This is a genomic window from Flavobacterium luteolum (genome assembly GCF_027111275.1).
GTDB lineage: Bacteria > Bacteroidota > Bacteroidia > Flavobacteriales > Flavobacteriaceae > Flavobacterium > Flavobacterium luteolum.
This window is the reverse complement of the sequence record NZ_CP114286.1, coordinates 4,449,697-4,469,545: the sequence shown is the minus strand read 5'-3', so window position 1 is coordinate 4,469,545 and position 19,849 is coordinate 4,449,697. Positions and strand designations below refer to the sequence as shown.

Genomic DNA, 19,849 nt, shown 5'->3' with positions numbered 1-19,849 from the left:
TTTTTCTATAATCTTACTTCTTTACTCTTTTATCTTTCCTCTTGCTTCTTGCTTCTTGCTTCTTGCTTCTCTCCTCTATTATCTATTCTCTCACTGAAGCTTCACACACATCCATTCACCTTTCATAATCAATTTATCTTCATCAAAAGCTTCTCCAGATTGTTTTATGATTTTTTCGCTTGTACGAATGTTTTTTACCACAAATTTAACGAGTTTATTGAATTCAACACCTCCAAAAAACTCCACTTTATCTAAGCTAACTAAGCCAAAAACTCCATCTGCGATTCCTAAAAGCTTTATTCCTGCACCACCACATTGCGCCATAGCTTCGATCAAAATAGTTCCAGGAACAAAATTAAAATCTGGAAAACTGCCCTGAAGCCAGGCATCTTTATCTGTAAATGTCTTTAAACCAATGATTGTGTCTGCTGTATAAGAGATAATTTCATCAACAAAAAGAAAGGGAGCACGATGCGGAATTAAGTCTTCTATTTTTTTAGTCATGATTTATAATTTTCAACAATGTACGAATCTGAACTGAAATAGACAATATTAAAGTTGCATCTATGTTAAAAGCAGGTTAAAATGTTAAAAAAAGGGCTGACTCAAAAACAAGTCAGCCCACGTTATCAACTCTAAAATCACAAGTTTTATTCCGTTAGCAAAACAAAACTTTTCGCATCTGCTTTGATTTTATTTCCTTCAAAACCAATATCGATTATTGCCGCTTTTCTTGGAGAAACACCGCTATTGCTATAATGCGTATGCAGTACATATTTCATTTTTCCGTTTTTATCATAGAAAACATCACCGTGACCTACTCCATTTATGCCAACATCTTTTCTGCTAATCATCGGACTTTCAGCTGCTTTTTCCCAAGGTCCCATTGGACTTGTAGCTGTCGCATAACCCACTGCATAATCGGGATTTCTAAAATCGTTTGCAGAATAAATCATATAATACAGATTATTGTGTTTTAAAACTGTCGGACCTTCTGTAACTGGCCACGAAACATTCTGTGTGTTTTCCCACGGAAGAACACCAGAAATACATTCTTTCAGCGTTTCTTCTTTTATTCCAGAGAAATCATCATTCAATTCAGCCACAAAAATTCGGTTTCCATTAGTCAAACGCACGTGATAAAGGTATTTTTTGCCGTCCTGATCAACAAAAAAGAAAGGATCAATCTGTTTGCCCGAATTAAACATTGAAGCCTTAGAATCGTTTTTAAATGGTCCAAGCGGACTATCGCTGCTTGCAATGGCTATATTCTCATCGGCAGTATAAATCATATAAAACTTATTGTTGCTTTTAAAAACTTGCGGCGCCCAAAAACCTTTCGTTCCATAAGCATCTCCTTTTTTTAATGCCAGTCCATTTTGCGCTCCAACAGGACCTTTCCATTTTTTCAAATCGGAAGAAGTGTACACTTGAAAACCTTCTCCATTAGGAAAATCTCCCGTGGTTGTTCCGTACAAATAATAAACTCCATTTTCATAAAAAATAGTTGGATCTGCCAACAAGATTGGTTGCTCTTTTGAAGTCGTTTTTTTAACCGTTTCTTTGTCTTGAGAACAACAAATAAAGACACAAAACATACTTAAAAGCGTAAAATACTTTTTTATTTTCATTGTTAAACTTTTTATTTAATTAAATCAATTTAAAAGCTAAAAATCAATTAGTTAAAATAACACTATAGAAAACCTCTATGACGCAAATTTTGTTAAAAATCCGTCATTTCGCTTCAAAAAAGCCCTTTTTACTTTTCACAAAAAAGTCTTTCACATAACGTTTTTCAACTCTTAATTTCCAACTCAAAACTCATTACTATTTTGCCGAAAATTGATACAAAGAAACTGTATGGTACTTCTCTCCTGCTTTTAAAGTTATTTGAGGGAATTTTGGCTTATTTGGCGCATCTGGGAAGTGTTGTGTTTCTAAGGCGAAAGCAGTCCTAAAATCATCTTTAGCACCTGATTTAAAGGTATTTTTGCTTTGCATGAAGTTTCCACTATAAAATTGTAGTCCAGGCTCTTCTGTGTAAATATCTAAAGTAATACCTGAAACATCACCTTTAATCGTTACCGCATGTATAAATCCGTCTTTTTTAGTCCCATTAAGCACATAATTATGGTCATAACCTTTTCCGAATTTCAGCTGTTCGTCTTTGGCTTCTATTCTTTCGCCAATTTTATGTTTTGATGTAAAATCGAATGGTGTATTTTTTACCGATTTCAATTCTCCAGTCGGAATCAAACCTTCATCAACGGGTGTAAATTTATCTCCGTAAATCTGTAATTCATGATTTAAAGTTGTTCCGCTTCCTTCTCCATTCAAATTGAAAAAGGCATGATTGGTTAAATTGACAATCGTAGTTTTATCGGTTGTAGCTTCATATTCCATTTTTACCGCATGATCATCTGTAATAGAATAAGTTACTTTTACATTTAGATTTCCAGGAAAACCTTGTTCTCCATCTGGCGAAGCATACGTAAAAACCAGCGTATTCTCATTTGTCTTTTCAGCATTCCAAACAACGTCTTGAAACCCTTTTATACCACCGTGCAGCGCATTTTTTCCATTATTAAGCGGAATCTGATAGTGCTTTCCTTCGAGCGTAAATTTGCCTAATGCAACTCTGTTGCCAACCCTTCCAATTGTAGCACCAAAGTAAGGTTCTGTTGAGTTTTTGAAGCCTTTTACGCTATTCATTCCGACTACGACATCGGTTGGCTTTCCCTTTTTATCCTTAACCCACAAACCTACTAATCGCCCGCCATAGTTAGTAAAAGCAGCTTTTATATCTTTGTTTTCGATCCAATACAAACCGACTTTTTTACCATCGATTATGGTATCGAAGTTTTTAGTCTCTAAAACCGTTTTTATCGAATCTGATTTGGTTTCTAAGCTTTCTTTTGAAGTCGTATTTTCTTTTTTATTGTCTTTACAGTTAAATTGGAAAAGTGCAAGCAACAAAACTGCAGCAATTTGAATATTTTTCATTTTTATCTTTTTTGAAATGATTTTAATTTGACGGAATAGCCAATGGCGTTCCTTCACTAACCGGTTCGCCCAAAACTGGAAAACCGTTGGCGTCCCATTCTATTTTTTGCATTCTTGGCGATCTTTTGTTACCGCATCCTTCTCCTGGGTTTGAATTGGCGTGGTACAAAATCCAATCTTCTTTTCCATCAGGAGATTTAAAGAATGAATTATGTCCTGGCGCATAAACCTTGTTGGTTGAAGATTGCTTGAAAATAGGCTCAGGAGATTTCTTCCATGCATTTGCATCTAGCAAATTATCTGTACCGTTAAAGGTTAACAAGCCTAAAGCATAGAAATCGGTCCAGCATCCACTTGCCGAAAACACAATGAAGATTTTTCCGTTTCTTTCTAAAAACTGTGGCCCTTCGTTCACATTTACCTGTGGCGGATTCACCTCATCATGCAATGCGCCGTGTGTCTCCCAATCGTTTGTTGGTGCAGAAATCATAACGCGATCGCCATCAATCTCAAGCGGATTTTTCATTTTGGCAATGTAAATGTTCTGCTGACCGTTTTTGTCTCCTTCCCAGCCTGCCCAAATCATGTATAGCTGTTTTTTATATTCAAAAACATTTCCGTCAATTGCCCATTTATCGGTTTTCGCAGCGATTTTGCCTTTAAATTCAAACTTCCCTTTAAACGGATCTGAAGATTTATTTTCTAAAACATACATTCTGTGATTGTTGTTATCGCCATTATCTGCCGCGAAATAGCAATACCACTTTCCGTTGATAATATGAAACTCCGGCGCCCAGAGTTCTGCTGAATAATTGGTGTTTTTGGGCGGTGTCCAAATCACTTTGCTTTCTGCATTTTTAATATCCGAAAGGTCTTTTGTTTTCCACAAAACCAATTTGTTTCCAAGTGTGTTGGTGTAGTAATAATAACCCTTGTAATATGTGCTGTAAGGATCTGCTCCCGATGGAAGGATTGGATTAGTGAATGTTTTTTGCTGCGCAAAACTTATCGTTGTGAACAGGAAAAGGATTAGATATTTTTTCATTTTTAGTTTTTTGTTAGTCTTTGAATTTTCTCTCGCAGATTTTACAGATCTTTTTTATCAGCGCAATCTGCCAAATCTGCGGGAGAAATAAATTTAACTCTAATTCAAAGCATTGATAACCTCCGTATTAATTTTGTTCACAGCTTTAAAATCCATTTTATCCACTTTTCTATCGTAGGTCATAAAACCGTTTACTTCGCCTTCAACATCGGTTGTTTGAGTATAGACTGCAGCCGAGAATCCCGTTTTAACGTATTTTCGAAGCATTTCCGCGTACTTTTTGTATTCGGCGGTAACTTCTGCCTCATTTTTAAATTTGATATAACCCCAGTTGTCATTTGCTTTCCAAAGATGTCCTTCTAACGGAAGACCGATTCCGCCATACTCTCCCAAGACTGTAACTCTTCTCGCATCGTACAAATACATATCTGGACCAGGATAATTGTGTAAATCTAATATATCTCCCGTTTGAAAGTGATTTCCTCCACTCGCAGAATTAATCAGACGTGTTGCATCATGATTTTTTGTCCATTCTGTAATTTCAACAGTTTTAAATTGTCCCCAAGCTTCGTTAAACGGAACCCAAACCACAATACTTGGGTAGGAATACAGATGATCCATAATTTCGCGCCACTCTTTTCTGTAGATTTCTTCTGATTTTGCCGAACGCTGTAATTCTGTTCCTTCAAAATACTTTCTATTTTGCCAAACTGACTGATCGTCTCCACTTGGCATATCTTGCCAAACCAAAATTCCCAACTGATCGCAATGCGTATACCAGCGCTCCGGCTCGACTTTTACGTGTTTACGAATCATATTAAATCCTAGTTCTTTGGTTTTAATAATATCATATTTCAAAGCTTCGTCAGTTGGCGCGGTGTACAAGCCATCTGGCCACCAGCCTTGGTCAAGAGGTCCGAATTGAAAATAATCTTTGTTATTTAACTGCATTCTCACGATTCCATTTTCATCGCGTTTAGACGAAATTTTTCGCATCGCAAAATAACTTTTCACCTCATCAATCACTTTGTTTTTGCTGATTAAGCGAATTTTAGTCTGATATAAAAACGGACTTTCAGGCGACCACAGTTTCGGATTATTCAAAACAATATCATTGCTTTCTCCCACAACCGCTTTTTCTTTAGCGATTTCTTTTCCGTTATCGAAAACAGAAATTTCTACTAAATCGCCTTTTTCTGCTCCATTTACCTCAGCTTTTATACTAATCGTATTTTGATCAATATTTGGCGTTGTTTTTAATGCTGCAATGTTTTTAGCATTAACAGGCTCAATCCAAACCGTTTGCCAGATTCCGGTAACAGGCGTGTACCAAATTCCTTCTGGATTTTTAACTTGTTTTCCTCTTGGTTGAGGCCCATCGTTGGAAGGATCCCAAACTTTTACAACTAGCTTTTGATTTTTCCCTTTTTGGATGAAAGGCGTAATGTCAAACGAAAACGGCGTATAACCTCCCGTATGCGAACCCACTTTTACATCATTCACAAAAACTTCTGTTTTCCAATCGACAGCTCCGAAATGCAAAAGGATGTTTTTTCCATTCCAGCCCGATTCAATCGAAAATTGAGTTTCGTACCAAAGTTCATTTTTAGCACCAACTTCTTTCATCACGCCAGACAAACTCGATTCGGCTGCAAACGGAACCAGAATCTGCCCGTCATATTTTGAAGGCGCGGCTTTTCCAAACTCTTGAATGCTATAATTCCACAAACCATTCAGATTTTTCCATTGGCCGCGCTCCATAATCGGACGGGGATATTCGGGTAAAGTTTTCTTCGGATCAACCTGCTCTGCCCATTTGGTCTTGATTTTATCACCTTGTGGTTTCCATTGCGCATTTACTGCAAACATGGATAACAAGGCTAAAAAAAGGATACTTTTTCTTTTCATGCTTTATATTTTTATACTTGTAAGTTTTTTAAACCATATAAGTCATGTAAGTTCATTTTAGTTTAACTCGCTAAAAAAAAATGCCAAGAGCATATAAGTTTTTACTTTTACTTAAGGCAAGACTTAATATGAACTTATGTAACTTATATGGTGAAGATATTTACCGTAATATTTCTTCTAAATCAAAATGAATTACCGGGCTCATCTCCACATAAGCCCGATAATTGCTGAACTAAACTAACTTAACTAACCATTTTTTTAATTGTGAATGGTAAATTGTGAATTGTGAATTATATGGAGTTGCAAAAATGAAGTTTGAAAATAATTCACCATTAACAATTTACAATTCACCATTATTTCCCGAATTTCTTCACCAAACTGTCGTATTCTTTTTTAGAGATTGTAATCATGCAGCCGTGGCGTACTTTTTCTGGGAGACTGTATTTGTCCCAATCTGAGAAAAAAGTGTAGCCTGAGGCTTGAAACCAAGGTCCGTTTAGGTTATCTGCAATCGATAATCCGTAGGAAACACCTGGATATTGCTCGTAATACATGTACCATATTTTGTCATCTGGAGAAGGAATTAACATTGGCGCTTCTCTAAAGTTTGGACTGATAGATGGCTGAGGCAAAGAATAAGGTCCTAAAAGATTTTTTGATTTGGCAATTCGGATGGTTTTTCCGGTTGTCCAATACAAAGTTGGATACGTTTCGTCTTTAATCACGGCGTAATAAGAATCACCAACTTTACGAATAAAAACATCAATCGTTCCCATATCCCAATCGAATAAACGTTTTGGCGTTCCTTCGAAAGTTTTTAAATCTTTAGACAAAACATACAAGGTACGCTGGCTTGCCCAATAACGTTCTCCATCTTCTTTGGTTCCTTCCAAATGTGGCGTATGCCAAGTCATGATGAACTTTTGAGAATCGTTATCGTAATACAATTTTGGAGCACCAATTCTCTGCAAAGCGTTTGAATAATCTGGCGTACTTTTTAAATCGGGCGTATAATCAGAATGTTTTTTCCAAGTGATTAAATCATCCGAAACCCAAATATTAATGCTTTTGGCATCGTCTCCTGTATTTCCTGCAATGTAATATTTCCCGTCTGGGCCTTTGCAGATATCGGGATGTCCTTTGTAATCTTCAAAAACGCGTTTTCCATTGTTCAGATTTTCCCAATGAAGTCCATCCAAACTAACAGAATAATATAATCTGCCGTAATCGTTATGCGTCATATGCGCAAAAAGATAGGCTTCGTTTTTTGATTTTTCATTTCCTTTTACCTGTCCAGGAGGATCTGGTTGTTGCGCTTTCGTGGAAAATCCAACCAGAATCATCATTAGAAAAAATAAGTTCTTTGTTGTTTTCATAAGTTATTTTTTAATGTGATAATTAGTCAATTTGATAATTAGAAAATGAGAAAATGTGGTAATTAGAAAATTAGTCAATTAACACATTTCAAGAATTATCTAATTATCAAATTGACACATTATCTAATTCTTCTTATTCGCCTCAGCAGTCATCTTTTTAATCAAATCGGTTTCCGCCTGAATGTATGGCGTTCCATCTGTGTGTAATACATCGTGAAACCATAATTTTGGCTCTGCGGTGTATGTTTTTGTCCAACTGTCCCAGGCGTATTTCGTTTGTGTTTTTCCGTCTACAAATCCCCAATTGATCATTCCTACGTTGTATTTTCTAGCAATTGGAAGAAACCCTTCAAAAGTGCTTCCGTTTGGTCTAGCCATATATTCTGTACAGATTAATGGTTTTCCGTAACGCTGTAATTGTTTGATTACTTTTTCAAAATCCTGAGGTGTGTTGTAATTATGAAAAGAAACAATATCAGACTGCTCGATCTGCATTTTGTGCATTGGTTTCATCTTCGCTTCGTTGCTCCAATCTCCTACCCAAACGCCAGAAGTCAATGGCTGAGAAGGATTGCTTTCTCTCGCCCACACAAAAACATCTTTTAAAAGCGGTAAAATCAAATCGACTTTGTTTTTAATTTCTACTTTTTCATAAGATGGTCCCGTCATGTTATCTGGTTCGTTCCAAACATCCCAGCCTAAAATACGTTTGTCATCTTTAAAATGAGAAACCGTTTCTTTTACATATTTCTCTAAGCGTGGATATTGCGTTTTATCCTGAAGCGCCTTTTGTCCCGGAGCCTGCATCCAACCTGAATTATGCGTATGCGGCTTTGGAGCACGCTGTTTTCCTAAAGCTGGAAACGGATCCCAACAAGAATCAAACAAAACAAAAAGGGTTTTTATGTGATGTTTATCAGCGATTTCTAAAAACTGATCCATGCGCTTATAAAGTCCTTCCGCATCTTGCTGATGCAATAAATCATGCAGATATACGCGCATTACATTCATACCAAGACCTTCGGCCCAGCCCAATTCCTGATCAATTCGTTTTGGGTCAAAAGTATCTTCCTGCCACATCTCTAACTGATTTATAGCTGTGCTAGGAGAATAATTTGCGCCAACCAACCAAGGCTGTTCTGCGTACCATTTATTGGCCTGATCTTTTGTCCAGATTTCTCTTTTTTCTATTGAGGCGACTTCGCTTTCCTTTTCTTCAGGATTATTTTTTTTATTGTTGCAGCTAAGCAATACGAGTCCTGCTAACATAAATGTCAGACACAATTTTACTTTCTTCATTTCAATTTTATTTTTTTGAACAATCGTTCTTTATGATAAGGGAACCAGACTTTTACATCTGATCCCCTCAAAAAATCAGTTTTAATTCATTGGGTGAGATTATTTTTAACACATAGAAGCATAGATTTTTATTATTCTGCTTAAGATTATAGAAAAAGCAAGCTTTAACACATAGTGCTATGTCTATTATTCTAAGTGAAACGCCTTTAATAGATTCCTAAAGACTATGTCTCTATGTGTTAAAATAAATTCTGTTCAATTTCATCCAATGCATATTGTTAATATCCAGAGTTCTGCTCTAGATTTGGATTATTATCTACATCACTTTGCGGAATTGGCATTCTGTGATTTTTACCAACTGTGAAGTTTTTAAAATCTGAATCACGAAGCGCAATTTTATCAACAGAAGCTTGAGAATTTAAATCTCCCCAACGTTTTAAATCTTCCCAACGAACGCTTTCGCCACACAATTCCAAAACTCTTTCCATTTTCAAACGTTCTAGGAATTTGTCGTGATCGTTTCCAATTTCTGGATGTGCTGTTGCCAATGCATTCATATTTGCACGAGCTCTTACTAAATCAACATACTGATACGCTTGAGCAGTATTTCCTAATTCGTTTAAGACTTCCGCGTAACGCAATAAAATATCAGCATAACGAACCAATCTATAGTTTACCTGGCTATAATAATCCTCATTATTTCTGTAATAATCACGGCTTCCTTTTCTAAACCAAGCTTCATTATTGTTCCATTCCCAGTTTCTTCCGTATGTTTTGTCTCCAAAATCGGCTAATAACTGAGGGTAGAATAAAGTCCATCTTAACCTTTCGTCCAATTTTCCGTCTTTATTGTTTTCTTGCTTAAAAGCATCTACTAACCAGATACGCGCTTGTCCGTCAGACCATCCAATTCCTCTTGGTGCAAAGAACTGAGAACGGTTGCTAGAAACAGCTGCATTTTGCGCTTCATCAGTTCCTCCTTTTCTTTGGTCTCCAAATTGGATTTCAAAAACAGATTCGGCATTATTCTCATTTGTATCCGTAAAATTATCTCTGTAGTTAGATACCAAACTGTACTTCGCTCCTGCTCCCGAAATTAAAAATTCAAGAGCTCCTTTTGCTTCATTCCACTTGTGCTGTTGCATATATACTTTGGCAAGAAAGGCTTTTGCGGCACCTTTATCTGGTCTTCCTAATTGATCAGCTGACCAATCTCTTGGCAAATCTTCAAAAGCTTCATTCAAATCTTTTTCTACTTGAGCCCATATTTCGTCTACCTTTACTTGTTTTGGCAAATCTGCTGGCGTGGACGGATCTAAAACCAACGGCACATCTTCCCAAATTACACCTGCATAATAGTAGTGCAATGCTCTAAAGAATTTTGCCTGCGCGATAATTTTCTTTTTATCATCTTCATTCTGAAAAGTGATATTCGGAACATTAGCCAAAACCTGATTACATCTAAAAATAGCTTTGTAAGTATCTCTCCACGTTACGGCATTTCCTTCCCAAAAATTATAATTGATATAATTGAATCTAGTCCAATCTGCCAATTCTGTCCACGGACTCACGCTATAACCTTCGTCAGAAGTTAAATCCAGACGGAAATAAATCCATCTTGCCCACAAACCGTCTTTATAAAACATGGCATAAATAGAGTTTACACCGGCTTGTGCATCACTTTCAGTTTTCCAATATTGGTCTACTGTAATATCATTTGGGCTGTTTAAGTCTAATTCGTTTTCACAAGCGGTAAAAACAAGACCTAAAAAAGCTGCTGTTAATATGATTATTTTTTTCATTACGCTGTTTTTTTTAATTAAAAGCTAAATTCAACACCAAAAGAATACGTCTTAAGATTCGGGAAAGAACCGTTATCAACACCTCTTTCAAAAATTCTGTTATCGCCCGTATTACTAAACTCAGGATCTAAACCTTTGTATTTTGTGATGGTTAGAATGTTTTGTGCAGATAAAGTCAATCTTGCTCTTGTAATTCCTGATTTTTCTAAAACAGTGCTTGGCAAATTATATCCAAAACCAATGTATTTTAGTCTAATGAAGTTGCCACTTTCTAAGAAACGGTCACTATCTCCTCTTGAATTTAAAGTTGAACCTTTTGTAACTCTAGGAAAATCGGTATTTGGATTTTCTGGCGTCCAAGGCTGAATACCTTTTCTGTAATTACTATTATCATCAAAACGATCGACCACACTTCTAAATCCGTTGTAAACTGTAGCACCGTTTGAAGCGATCCAGTTCATAGAAAAATCAAAGTTTTTATATTCAGCTCCAGCATTCAAACCCATTTCAAATTCTGGCCACGGACTTCCCACAATTGCTTTATCTTCGTTTGTAATTTGCCCGTCTCCATTATTGTCTTTAAAACGAATATCTCCAGGAACTGCATTTGGCATAATTACTTTTCCGTTAGCATTTTTGTAGTTGTCAATTTCCTGCTGATTTTGGAATAATCCGTCAGTTTCCAAAACATACCACATTCCTACCGGGCTACCGCTTCTAGTCATTGTGTTTCCAATAATGTTTTCGTTTTGTCCATTTCCTAAAGAAAGCAGCTTGTTATTTACTTTCGTGAAGTTTACAGATGCATTAAAAGAAAACTCATTGATTTTTTTGCTGTAAGACAATTCCAACTCAAAGCCTTTATTTTCTACCGTTGCCGCATTAGAAATTGGGTTTCCGCCATCGTTTCCTGTAGTCAATAAGATTGGGAAACCAAATAATACATCTTCTGTACGAGCGATGAAATAATCTGCTGTTAAACGCAAATCATTATTTAAAACTCCTAAATCTAATCCAATATTGGTTTGTTTTAGTTTTTCCCAGCGTAATTGTGAGTTTGATAATTTCACCTGAGTTGCAGAAGGATACAAAGTCTGGTCTTTTCCTAAAACAACCTGTCCGAAATTATTAATGAAGCTTTTAGATTCATATTCTCTGATATTTCCAGAACCTAATTCTCCATAACTTGCTCTTAATTTTAAATCTTTAATGAATTCTGATTTAAAGAAAGATTCATTGCTTATTCTCCATCCCGCAGAAATAGAAGGGAAATTGCCCCATTTATTGCCATCGCTGAATCTAGAAGAACCGTCACGTCTGATTACGGCATTAAATAAATAGCGATTATCATAATTGTATTCTAACCTTCCTAAATACGACGTTAAAGCTGCTTCATTAATAAAACCTCCAACAACTGGCGAATCTCCTTGATTTAAAACTTCATAATATTCTCCAGTTCCAGAATTCATCGGAAGATTTCTTTTTGTTCCGTAAATCTGGTCATAATTATCTTTTTGATAGGTCTGACCTACTAAAAGTGTAATATCATGTTTGCCAAATTCTTTTTTGAAAGTCAGTGTGTTTTCAAATAATAAAGTTTCTGATCTTCCTTTATTTTGATCCGTTTGAGAAGGATCTTGAGGCTGATTTAATGTCCAGCTTCCTTTTTTTCTCATGTATTTATAAGAATCGAAGCTCGTTTCATATCCAAAATTAAAACGGTATTTCAGCCAAGGCACAAACTTTAATTCTGACCAAATGTTTCCTCTAATTCTAAAATTTTGATTCGTTACATTAGAAAAATCAGCCAATGCCAAAGGGTTTGTACCAAAAGTATCAGCAACACCTTGTTTTCCGTAGCCATATCCTCCAGGGTTAGATGGATCGTAAAGCGGAATTGTTGGCGTCATTCTGTACACATCAATAATTGGATTTCCAGACATTTCGTCTGTTTTAGCATTGCTAATCGCTAAATTTTCTCCAATGCTGAAAATTCCTTTTGTACCGCTTGAGTTTACACGGAATGAAATTCTGTCAAAATCTGTTCCGATAACTGTTCCTTCATTTCCAAAATAATTTCCAGACATAAAAAAGCTTGAATTCTCATTTCCGCCAGAAAAGCTAGCATTGTAATCCTGAATCATTCCCGTTTGAAAAGTGGCATCTTGCCAATCTGTATTTACAGCCATATTCAAATTTTGTCTCGGAAGTCCAGCATTGTCATACGCCATATTATTGTATTTGGCAAACTCCTCAGTTCCCATCAAATCATAGCGAGGCATGATTTGAAAACTGCTTTTTGCAGAAACTTCAACTTGAAGCGGTCCTTTTTTACCTTTTTTAGTCGTAATTATAATGACACCATTTGCCGCTCTAGAACCGTAGATTGCTGCTGCAGAAGCATCTTTTAAAACCTGAATCGATTCGATATCGTTTGGATTAAAATCTCTGTTAGCAGAAGTTACCAAACCATCAATTACGTATAATGGATTGGTGTTTTGAAGATTTTTAAGACCACGAATTTCAACATTGGCTTCTTGCCCAGGGCGTCCGCCACCTCGAACTTTAACTCCCGTAACCAAGCCTTGAAGTCCGTCTGCAACTGTTGTAACTTGTCTTTTCTGAATTTCGTCTGGTTTAACTAATGCAACAGCTCCTGTAAGGTCTTTTTTCTGTTGCGATCCATAACCTACAACAACTATCTCGTCCAATTTCATGGCATCTTCTTCCATAGTAACATTTACAGAAGTTTTGTTGTTGATTGCAATTTCGATTGTTTTGTAGCCTTGCGAACTAAAAACTAGTGTCTGATTTCCACTGGCTGTAATTTTATAGCTCCCGTCAAAGTCTGTAACGGCACCATTTTGGGATCCTTTTATTAAAACATTCGCAAAAGGAACCGATTCGCCAGTTGCGGTGGTAACTTTTCCCGTAACAGTAATCTGCTGGGCAAAAGCGGACTGCAGTAATAAACTAAAGAAAACCAAGAGGTAATATCTCTTCGTTAAAAAGTGAGTGAACTTTGTTTTCATTGATTTTTGCATTTTAGATAGTTTTATTTCTTTTTGTGGTTTGGTTTAATGAAATATTGCTCTTTTTTATCCGTCTGGAATACGGGCAAAAAAAGAACTAATATTCTTTGGTTGTAATAAATTGTTCATTTTGTTTCAAAATTATTAATGGTTAGATTTTTCAAACTTAATTTTATTGATAGTATATTTTTAACCTTAAAATTTTATCAATATCGTTTATTTGAAAATTCAAATTAGGCGCTTTTTATTCAAAATAAAATGCTTCATTTGTGTCAATATCTCTCTCAAATGATTCAAATTGTATTAAAAACAGTCCGTTTTCATTCAGATGCAACATTTTGTAGAATATTGAGACGATATGCAGAAATATTGATTTAAGCCTTATAAATAGACCTATGCGTAAATTCTTTCTTTTTTTATGTTTCAGCTTTTTTTCGATAAATTTTTCGAATGCGCAAGATTATTATTTTAAACATTTTCAGGTTGAAGAAGGACTTTCTAACAATACCGTTTTAACCTCCATTCAAGATAATGATGGTTTTATGTGGTTTGGAACCAAAGATGGTCTAAATCGTTTTGACGGCTATCGTTTTAAAACCTACAGAAGCAACGGAGACCCTATACATAGTTTAGGAAGCAATTATATACAATCGCTACATGAACACAACGGCACGATTTGGGTTGGAACGGACAAAGGTTTGTATCATTATGATAAAAAACTGGATCGTTTTACGATTTTGAACGAAGCCATAAATGATCGTATCAACGATATCAATCACGACCAAAAAGACAACATTTGGTTTGTTTCGGGCAACATATTGTATAAGTATGCACCAAAAAAGAAAGAAACGACGACTTTTAATCCGAACAAATATTTTATTACGACCTCAATTACGAAGGATTACAAAGGAGAAATTTGGGCCTCTTCTCTAAATAAAATCTATCATTATTCTGACGAAAATCTTTCTTTTGAAAATATCCCATTAAATCCGGCAGCGAATAAAGCTAATTTTAGAATTACGGTCATTTATGCAGTCGATTCAGAAAATATTGTAATCGGCACACAAGATCACGGCGTACTCCTATATAATAGAAAAGATAAAACAACAAGCGAACTTAAATTTGGAATTAAAGAACCGGTTTTCGTGCGTCAATTCAGAAAAAAAGGAAACGACGAACTCTGGATTGCGAGCGAATCTGGTGTTTATGTGTATAATCTGAAAACCAAAACGGCTGTAAATCTGAAGAAAAATTACAACGATCCGTATGCGATTTCAGACAATGCAGCTTATTCGATCACAATTGACAAAGAAAACGGAATCTGGATTGGAACGTATTTTGGCGGTGTCAATTACCATCAAAAACAATACACGCAGTTTAAAAAGTACTTTCCGCAGAACAATCAGAACTCCATTAGCGGAAGCGCTGTTAGAGAAATTCATAAGGACGATCATGGCGATTTATGGATTGGAACCGAAGATGCCGGCGTGAATCGTTTTAATCCGAAAACGCAAAAGTTTACTTCTTATAATGTTTCTTATTATAATATTCATGCTCTAATGCCTCGAAAAGACAAAATCTGGGTGGGAACTTTTGAGCATGGTTTGGATGTTTTGGATAGAAATTCTGGTGCAGTTTTAAAACATTACAGCGCAAATGATGGACGAAGCGGACTTCATAGCAATTTTATTTTTTCCTTTTATGAAATGAAAAATAATGACCTGATTGTCGTAACAACATCAGGACTTTATCGCTATAACGAACAGGCTGATAATTTTGAAATACTAAAGTTCTTTCCAGAAACGTATCATTATACGAATATGAAAGAAGACAGCGATGGCAATCTTTGGGCGGGAAGTTATCGTGACGGATTGTTATTTTATAATCCGAAAACCAAGAAAAAAGAGGTTTTTACGTATGATTATAAAAATCCGAAAGGAATTAGCAACAATACCATCAACGCAATTTTTGAAGACAGCTTTAAAAATCTGTGGATCGCCACCGAAAACGGGTTGAATCTCGTAAACAGAAAGAATCACACTTTTACCAAATTCACAACAAAAAATGGAATGCCGAGCAATGTTTTCTATTCTATTTTGGAAGACGATTCTAAAAATCTCTGGCTGACAACTTCTAAAGGTTTGGTGAAATTTGGTCCAGATCATAAAACCATCAAGATTTTCACCACCGCAAACGGATTACTTAGCGATCAATTCAATTACAATTCGGCTTTTAAAGATGCAAATGGCGATATGTATTTTGGAAACCTAAACGGAATGATCAGTTTTAATCCGAAGCACTTTAGTAAAAACAAATACACGCCTTTTATTTACATTACTAATCTTCAAATTAATAATAAAGACATCGAGGTTAACAGCCCCGACTCGCCTATTTCGCAATCTATTTCATTTTTGGACGAATTGGAGCTCAACAACAATCAGTCAACTTTCAATCTGGAATTTGCTTCTTTAAACTATACTGCGCCAGAATTGACCGAATATTGGTTTCAGCTCGAAAACGTTAATAATGATTGGGTTTATTTAGGAAGAAACAACAAAGTCTTCTTTACCGAACTGGCACCTGGCGATTATGTTTTTAAAGTAAAATCCTTGAATAGTTTTGGAGTTTGGAGTAAAGAAGTAAAACTCAAAATTACCATTCTTCCTCCGTTTTATGCAAGCAATTACGCCTATGTCTTGTATTTTCTATTATTCTGCGCCGGACTTTATTACATTATCAGATATTCTCAAAATCTAACTCAGATTAAGAATAACCGCAAAATAAAGCATCTAAACGACGAAAAAGAAAAAGAAATCTATCAGGCAAAAATTGACTTTTTTACCAATGTAGCGCACGAAATCAGAACGCCTCTGACTTTGATTAAAGGTCCGCTAGAAAAGCTTTTGGGCATGAAATACGAATCAGAAGAAGTGCCTCAGCATCTTTCGATTATGAAGAAAAATACTTCGCGCTTATTAAAACTGGTAAATGAATTGCTTGATTTTAGAAAATCGGAAATTGGCGGTTTGAAATTGACTTTCGTCGAAGCGAATATTTCTTCGATGGTTCGAAATTTCCATTTGAGATTCAGCCAATTAATTGAAGAACGCGAACTGGAATTTCAATTGGAATTGGGCGAAAAAGACATTCATGCTTTTGTAGATAAAGAAGCTTTTAAAAAGATTCTCAGCAATTTGATCAACAATGCGATTAAATATTCGAATAAAAAAGTTTCCATTTCCTTATTTAGAGATGAAAAGAAACTGCATCTGATTGTAAAAAATGACGGAAACATCATTCCGATTCATTTAAAAGATAAGATTTTCGAACCGTTTTTTAGAGTTGATGATAGCAGTACGGCTTCAGGAACTGGAATCGGACTTTCGTTAGCGCATTCTTTGGCACAATTGCATAACGGAAGTTTAGAATTGATTGAAGATGCTAATTACAATATTTTCGAACTGGTTGTTCCGTTACATCAGGAAGAAGAATTTATGCTTTATGCCGATGCTGAAAAAGAACAGACAGAAAATGAAACGCCAAAAGAAGCTGTTGAAATTAAAAACGAAAAAGCGCAGGTCTTGGTTGTAGAAGATAATGAAGATCTTTTGAGCTTTATTACGACCGAATTGGCCGGAACATACACGATTCTAAAAGCAGAAAATGGCGAGGAAGCACTGAAAATCATTCATAACGAAAACATTCAACTTGTTATTTCAGATGTGACGATGCCTGTTATGGACGGATTTACAATGTGCAAAAAGATTAAAACAAATCTGGAAACGAGTCATATTCCGGTTATTTTATTGACTGCAAAAAATTCGCTAAAATCTCAAATCGACGGACTTGAAGTTGGTGCCGATGCTTATGTAGCAAAACCTTTTTCTATGGATTATCTGAAAGTTCAAGCCAATAACTTGATTGAAAACCGCAGACAGATTATGAATTATTATGCGAGTTCTCCCCTTTCTCACATTAAAAGCATTGCTCACAACAAAACCGACGAAAAGTTCTTGAAAAAACTCGACGATGAAATTCTTAAAAACATCACCGATCAGGATTTGAGTGTAGAATCGCTTGCCGAAATTATGAATATGAGCCGTTCGACTTTATACCGAAAAATTAAAGACATCACAAACTTGAGTCCAAACGAATTAATCAATATCGTACGATTAAAAAGAGCCGCAGAGTTACTCTTAAACGAAAATTACAAAATGTACGAAATCGCAGAAATGGTAGGCTATAAATCGCAAACGAGTTTTGGACGTAATTTCCAGAAGCATTTTAATATGTCGCCAACAGATTATATCAATGCGAATAGATAATTAGAAAATGTGTCAATTAGATAATTAGTCAATTACTCTCATTATCTAATTATCTAATTGACTCATTAGCACATTATTTAATGCCTAACAGTTGATACAATTCCTCTTTTTTATTCAAAGCAGCAGAAATAGTTTTCCCATCAATCAATTCTACAACATTTCCATTAAGACTTCTCACAGATTCTAAATTTAATATAAAAGAACGCTGTACACGAAAGAACATTGGTAGTTTCAAAACTTCCTCCATTGACTTCAAAGTTCCTAGAGTTGTATAAGATCCGCCGTTAATGACAAATTTCAGATAATCGCCCTGCGCTTCTACATAAAAAATTTCACTCAAAAGAATCTTAATCAGCTTTCCTTCCGATTTGATAAAAATACGATCGGGATTGATTTGATGAACCGAAGTTGTTTTCTTTAAGGAAAGATATTCTTTGGCACGATTTACCGCTTTCAGGAAACGGTCAAAACGAACGGGTTTTAAGAGATAATCGGCTGCTCCGGTTTCAAATCCTTCTAGAGCAAAATTGCGATGTGCTGTGATGAAAATAATAACTGGCGCATTCGTAAGCGACTGCGCCAATTCTAAACCATTAAATTTAGGCATTTCGATGTCGCTGAAAACAATATCAACTTCATTTTCCTGCAGAAATAATAATGCTTTAGAAGCTTCTGCAAACGACTCTTTTAGTTCCAAAAACGGAATTTCAGCAATAAAAGATTCGATAATATCTCTTGCAATTGGCTCGTCGTCAACAACAATGCATTTTAGTTTTTCCATTATTTTATTAAAACTATTTTTAAATCAACTTTAAACGAATTTTGCACTCTTTCAATTTCTAATTTATATTGATTGGGATATAGCAATTCTAAACGTTTACGGGCATTCTCTACTCCTATTCCGCCAAAATCAGAATCGTTTTCCGTTGCTTCCGAATCGTTCTCTAAGCTGAACCAAAAAGTATGGTTTTCAATCTTAATGTCAAGTTTTATAAAAGCATTTTTGCTTTTTAAACCATATTTAAAAGCATTTTCTATGAAGGTAAATGTTAGAAGTGGTGCAACAAAAAGTCCTGCAGTTTGTCCGTCAATAGTAACGTGAATATTGGTATCATCGGCATAACGCATTTTTTCTAAAGCGATATAATTTTTGATAAAATCCAATTCTTTTTCCAAACGGACAATTTCGGTATTCGATTCATAGAGCGTATAGCTCATAATATCAGAAAGATTCAGGATTAATTCTGGAGCCAGATTGTCTTTTCTAACCGTTAGTCCGTAAAGATTATTTAAGGTATTAAATAAAAAATGCGGGTTTAACTGCGCTTTTAGAAAGTCTTTTTCAATTTGAATATTCTGAATTTCTAAAGCTGTTTTTTCTCTTTCAATTTGAAATTTCTTGTTGTACAATTTTGTGATTTCGACCAATATTTTAGCAAAGCAAAAAGGCGAAAGCAATGAGATAATAATTATGGTTTGCGAAAGCATTCTTTTTGGAGAAACCGCTTCCAGAAAAGTTTGATTGGCGCTCATTTTAATGACACCTTTCAGTTCTCCAAAAGTAATTTCAAGACCTAAAGCATAATAAATCAGTGAAATAAAATACGTTGACGCCATCCAGACAAATATTGAAACTGGAAAAACCAATAGCAGCAATATTATAATTCGAGTTTTGCTGCCTGAAAATATCTTTGGCAATAGTAAATAAAACAGCATATAAAATACAATCATATTTACTAATGCCATTCTTATTGTTAGCAAAACAGCATCAAAATAAACTAATTTATAACCAATTACATAGCTCAAAAAAAGCAAAATAGAAAAACCTAACCACATAAAAACGTGCAGTAGAATTCGATTTCTTCTGGTAAAAAAGTGATCAAAATTCAGCGAAGTAATTTTATCTAAAAAATATCCCGAAGTTGATGTGCTATTTGGCATGTTATAGATTTGTAAAGCAGTTTCAAATATAATTTATTTTTTTTCCATTGAGTGCGAAAATATATTTAGCACATAGAAGCATAGATTTTCTTTGCGCTTAAAGACGTTTCACTTTGTT

Annotated in this window: 12 protein-coding genes; 1 reads left to right on the top strand and 11 read right to left on the bottom strand. The window is 35.3% G+C overall.

Annotation, left to right across the window (positions count from 1 at the left end):
• Positions 1–90: 90 nt before the first annotated feature.
• The 9 genes from OZP10_RS19205 to OZP10_RS19165 form a co-directional block, all read right to left on the bottom strand.
• The gene (locus tag OZP10_RS19205; RefSeq protein ID WP_281632302.1) at positions 91–504 is read right to left on the bottom strand and encodes a 3-hydroxyacyl-ACP dehydratase FabZ family protein; all 414 of its coding nucleotides are present in this window, start codon (positions 502–504) and stop codon (positions 91–93) included.
• 146 nt (positions 505–650) lie between these two features.
• Positions 651–1,631: a glycoside hydrolase family 43 protein gene (locus OZP10_RS19200; protein WP_281632301.1), complete on the bottom strand. Its 981-nt coding sequence runs from the start codon at positions 1,629–1,631 to the stop codon at positions 651–653.
• Positions 1,632–1,827: 196 nt separating this feature from the next.
• The gene (locus OZP10_RS19195; protein WP_281632300.1) at positions 1,828–3,003 is read right to left on the bottom strand and encodes an aldose epimerase family protein; all 1,176 of its coding nucleotides are present in this window, start codon (positions 3,001–3,003) and stop codon (positions 1,828–1,830) included.
• A gap of 22 nt (positions 3,004–3,025) precedes the next feature.
• Positions 3,026–4,048, bottom strand: coding sequence for a glycoside hydrolase family 43 protein (locus tag OZP10_RS19190; protein ID WP_281632299.1), 1,023 nt, complete (start codon positions 4,046–4,048; stop codon positions 3,026–3,028).
• A 99-nt stretch (positions 4,049–4,147) separates the two neighbouring features.
• Positions 4,148–5,956 (bottom strand): glycoside hydrolase family 2 protein, encoded by a 1,809-nt coding sequence (locus OZP10_RS19185; RefSeq protein WP_281632298.1) that lies wholly within the window; start codon positions 5,954–5,956, stop codon positions 4,148–4,150.
• A gap of 353 nt (positions 5,957–6,309) precedes the next feature.
• Positions 6,310–7,332, bottom strand: a complete 1,023-nt coding sequence (locus OZP10_RS19180; protein ID WP_281632297.1) for a glycoside hydrolase family 43 protein — start codon at positions 7,330–7,332, stop codon at positions 6,310–6,312.
• A 123-nt stretch (positions 7,333–7,455) separates the two neighbouring features.
• Entirely contained in the window at positions 7,456–8,631 is a 1,176-nt protein-coding gene (locus OZP10_RS19175) for a cellulase family glycosylhydrolase (protein WP_281632296.1), read from the bottom strand.
• A gap of 278 nt (positions 8,632–8,909) precedes the next feature.
• Positions 8,910–10,433 (bottom strand): RagB/SusD family nutrient uptake outer membrane protein, encoded by a 1,524-nt coding sequence (locus OZP10_RS19170; RefSeq protein WP_281632295.1) that lies wholly within the window; start codon positions 10,431–10,433, stop codon positions 8,910–8,912.
• A 17-nt stretch (positions 10,434–10,450) separates the two neighbouring features.
• Positions 10,451–13,465, bottom strand: a complete 3,015-nt coding sequence (locus tag OZP10_RS19165) for a SusC/RagA family TonB-linked outer membrane protein (RefSeq protein ID WP_281632294.1) — start codon at positions 13,463–13,465, stop codon at positions 10,451–10,453.
• A gap of 395 nt (positions 13,466–13,860) precedes the next feature.
• On the opposite strand from OZP10_RS19165, the gene OZP10_RS19160 reads away from it, so the two are divergent.
• Entirely contained in the window at positions 13,861–17,790 is a 3,930-nt protein-coding gene (locus OZP10_RS19160; RefSeq protein WP_281632293.1) for a hybrid sensor histidine kinase/response regulator transcription factor, read from the top strand.
• Positions 17,791–17,863: 73 nt separating this feature from the next.
• On the opposite strand, the gene OZP10_RS19155 is transcribed toward OZP10_RS19160, so the two are convergent.
• Both OZP10_RS19155 and OZP10_RS19150 read right to left on the bottom strand, forming a co-directional pair.
• Positions 17,864–18,571, bottom strand: coding sequence for a LytR/AlgR family response regulator transcription factor (locus OZP10_RS19155; protein WP_281632292.1), 708 nt, complete (start codon positions 18,569–18,571; stop codon positions 17,864–17,866).
• Positions 18,571–19,731 (bottom strand): sensor histidine kinase, encoded by a 1,161-nt coding sequence (locus tag OZP10_RS19150; RefSeq protein WP_281632291.1) that lies wholly within the window; start codon positions 19,729–19,731, stop codon positions 18,571–18,573. The genes OZP10_RS19155 and OZP10_RS19150 overlap by 1 nt, the downstream gene beginning before the upstream one ends.
• Positions 19,732–19,849 lie beyond the last annotated feature (118 nt).

Coding starts and splice junctions, on each gene's coding strand:
- OZP10_RS19205 (WP_281632302.1), bottom strand. CDS start 504: ATGACTAAAAAAATAGAAGACTTAATTCCGCATCGTGCTCCCTTTCTT.
- OZP10_RS19200 (WP_281632301.1), bottom strand. CDS start 1,631: ATGAAAATAAAAAAGTATTTTACGCTTTTAAGTATGTTTTGTGTCTTT.
- OZP10_RS19195 (WP_281632300.1), bottom strand. CDS start 3,003: ATGAAAAATATTCAAATTGCTGCAGTTTTGTTGCTTGCACTTTTCCAA.
- OZP10_RS19190 (WP_281632299.1), bottom strand. CDS start 4,048: ATGAAAAAATATCTAATCCTTTTCCTGTTCACAACGATAAGTTTTGCG.
- OZP10_RS19185 (WP_281632298.1), bottom strand. CDS start 5,956: ATGAAAAGAAAAAGTATCCTTTTTTTAGCCTTGTTATCCATGTTTGCA.
- OZP10_RS19180 (WP_281632297.1), bottom strand. CDS start 7,332: ATGAAAACAACAAAGAACTTATTTTTTCTAATGATGATTCTGGTTGGA.
- OZP10_RS19175 (WP_281632296.1), bottom strand. CDS start 8,631: ATGAAGAAAGTAAAATTGTGTCTGACATTTATGTTAGCAGGACTCGTA.
- OZP10_RS19170 (WP_281632295.1), bottom strand. CDS start 10,433: ATGAAAAAAATAATCATATTAACAGCAGCTTTTTTAGGTCTTGTTTTT.
- OZP10_RS19165 (WP_281632294.1), bottom strand. CDS start 13,465: ATGAAAACAAAGTTCACTCACTTTTTAACGAAGAGATATTACCTCTTG.
- OZP10_RS19160 (WP_281632293.1), top strand. CDS start 13,861: ATGCGTAAATTCTTTCTTTTTTTATGTTTCAGCTTTTTTTCGATAAAT.
- OZP10_RS19155 (WP_281632292.1), bottom strand. CDS start 18,571: ATGGAAAAACTAAAATGCATTGTTGTTGACGACGAGCCAATTGCAAGA.
- OZP10_RS19150 (WP_281632291.1), bottom strand. CDS start 19,731: ATGCCAAATAGCACATCAACTTCGGGATATTTTTTAGATAAAATTACT.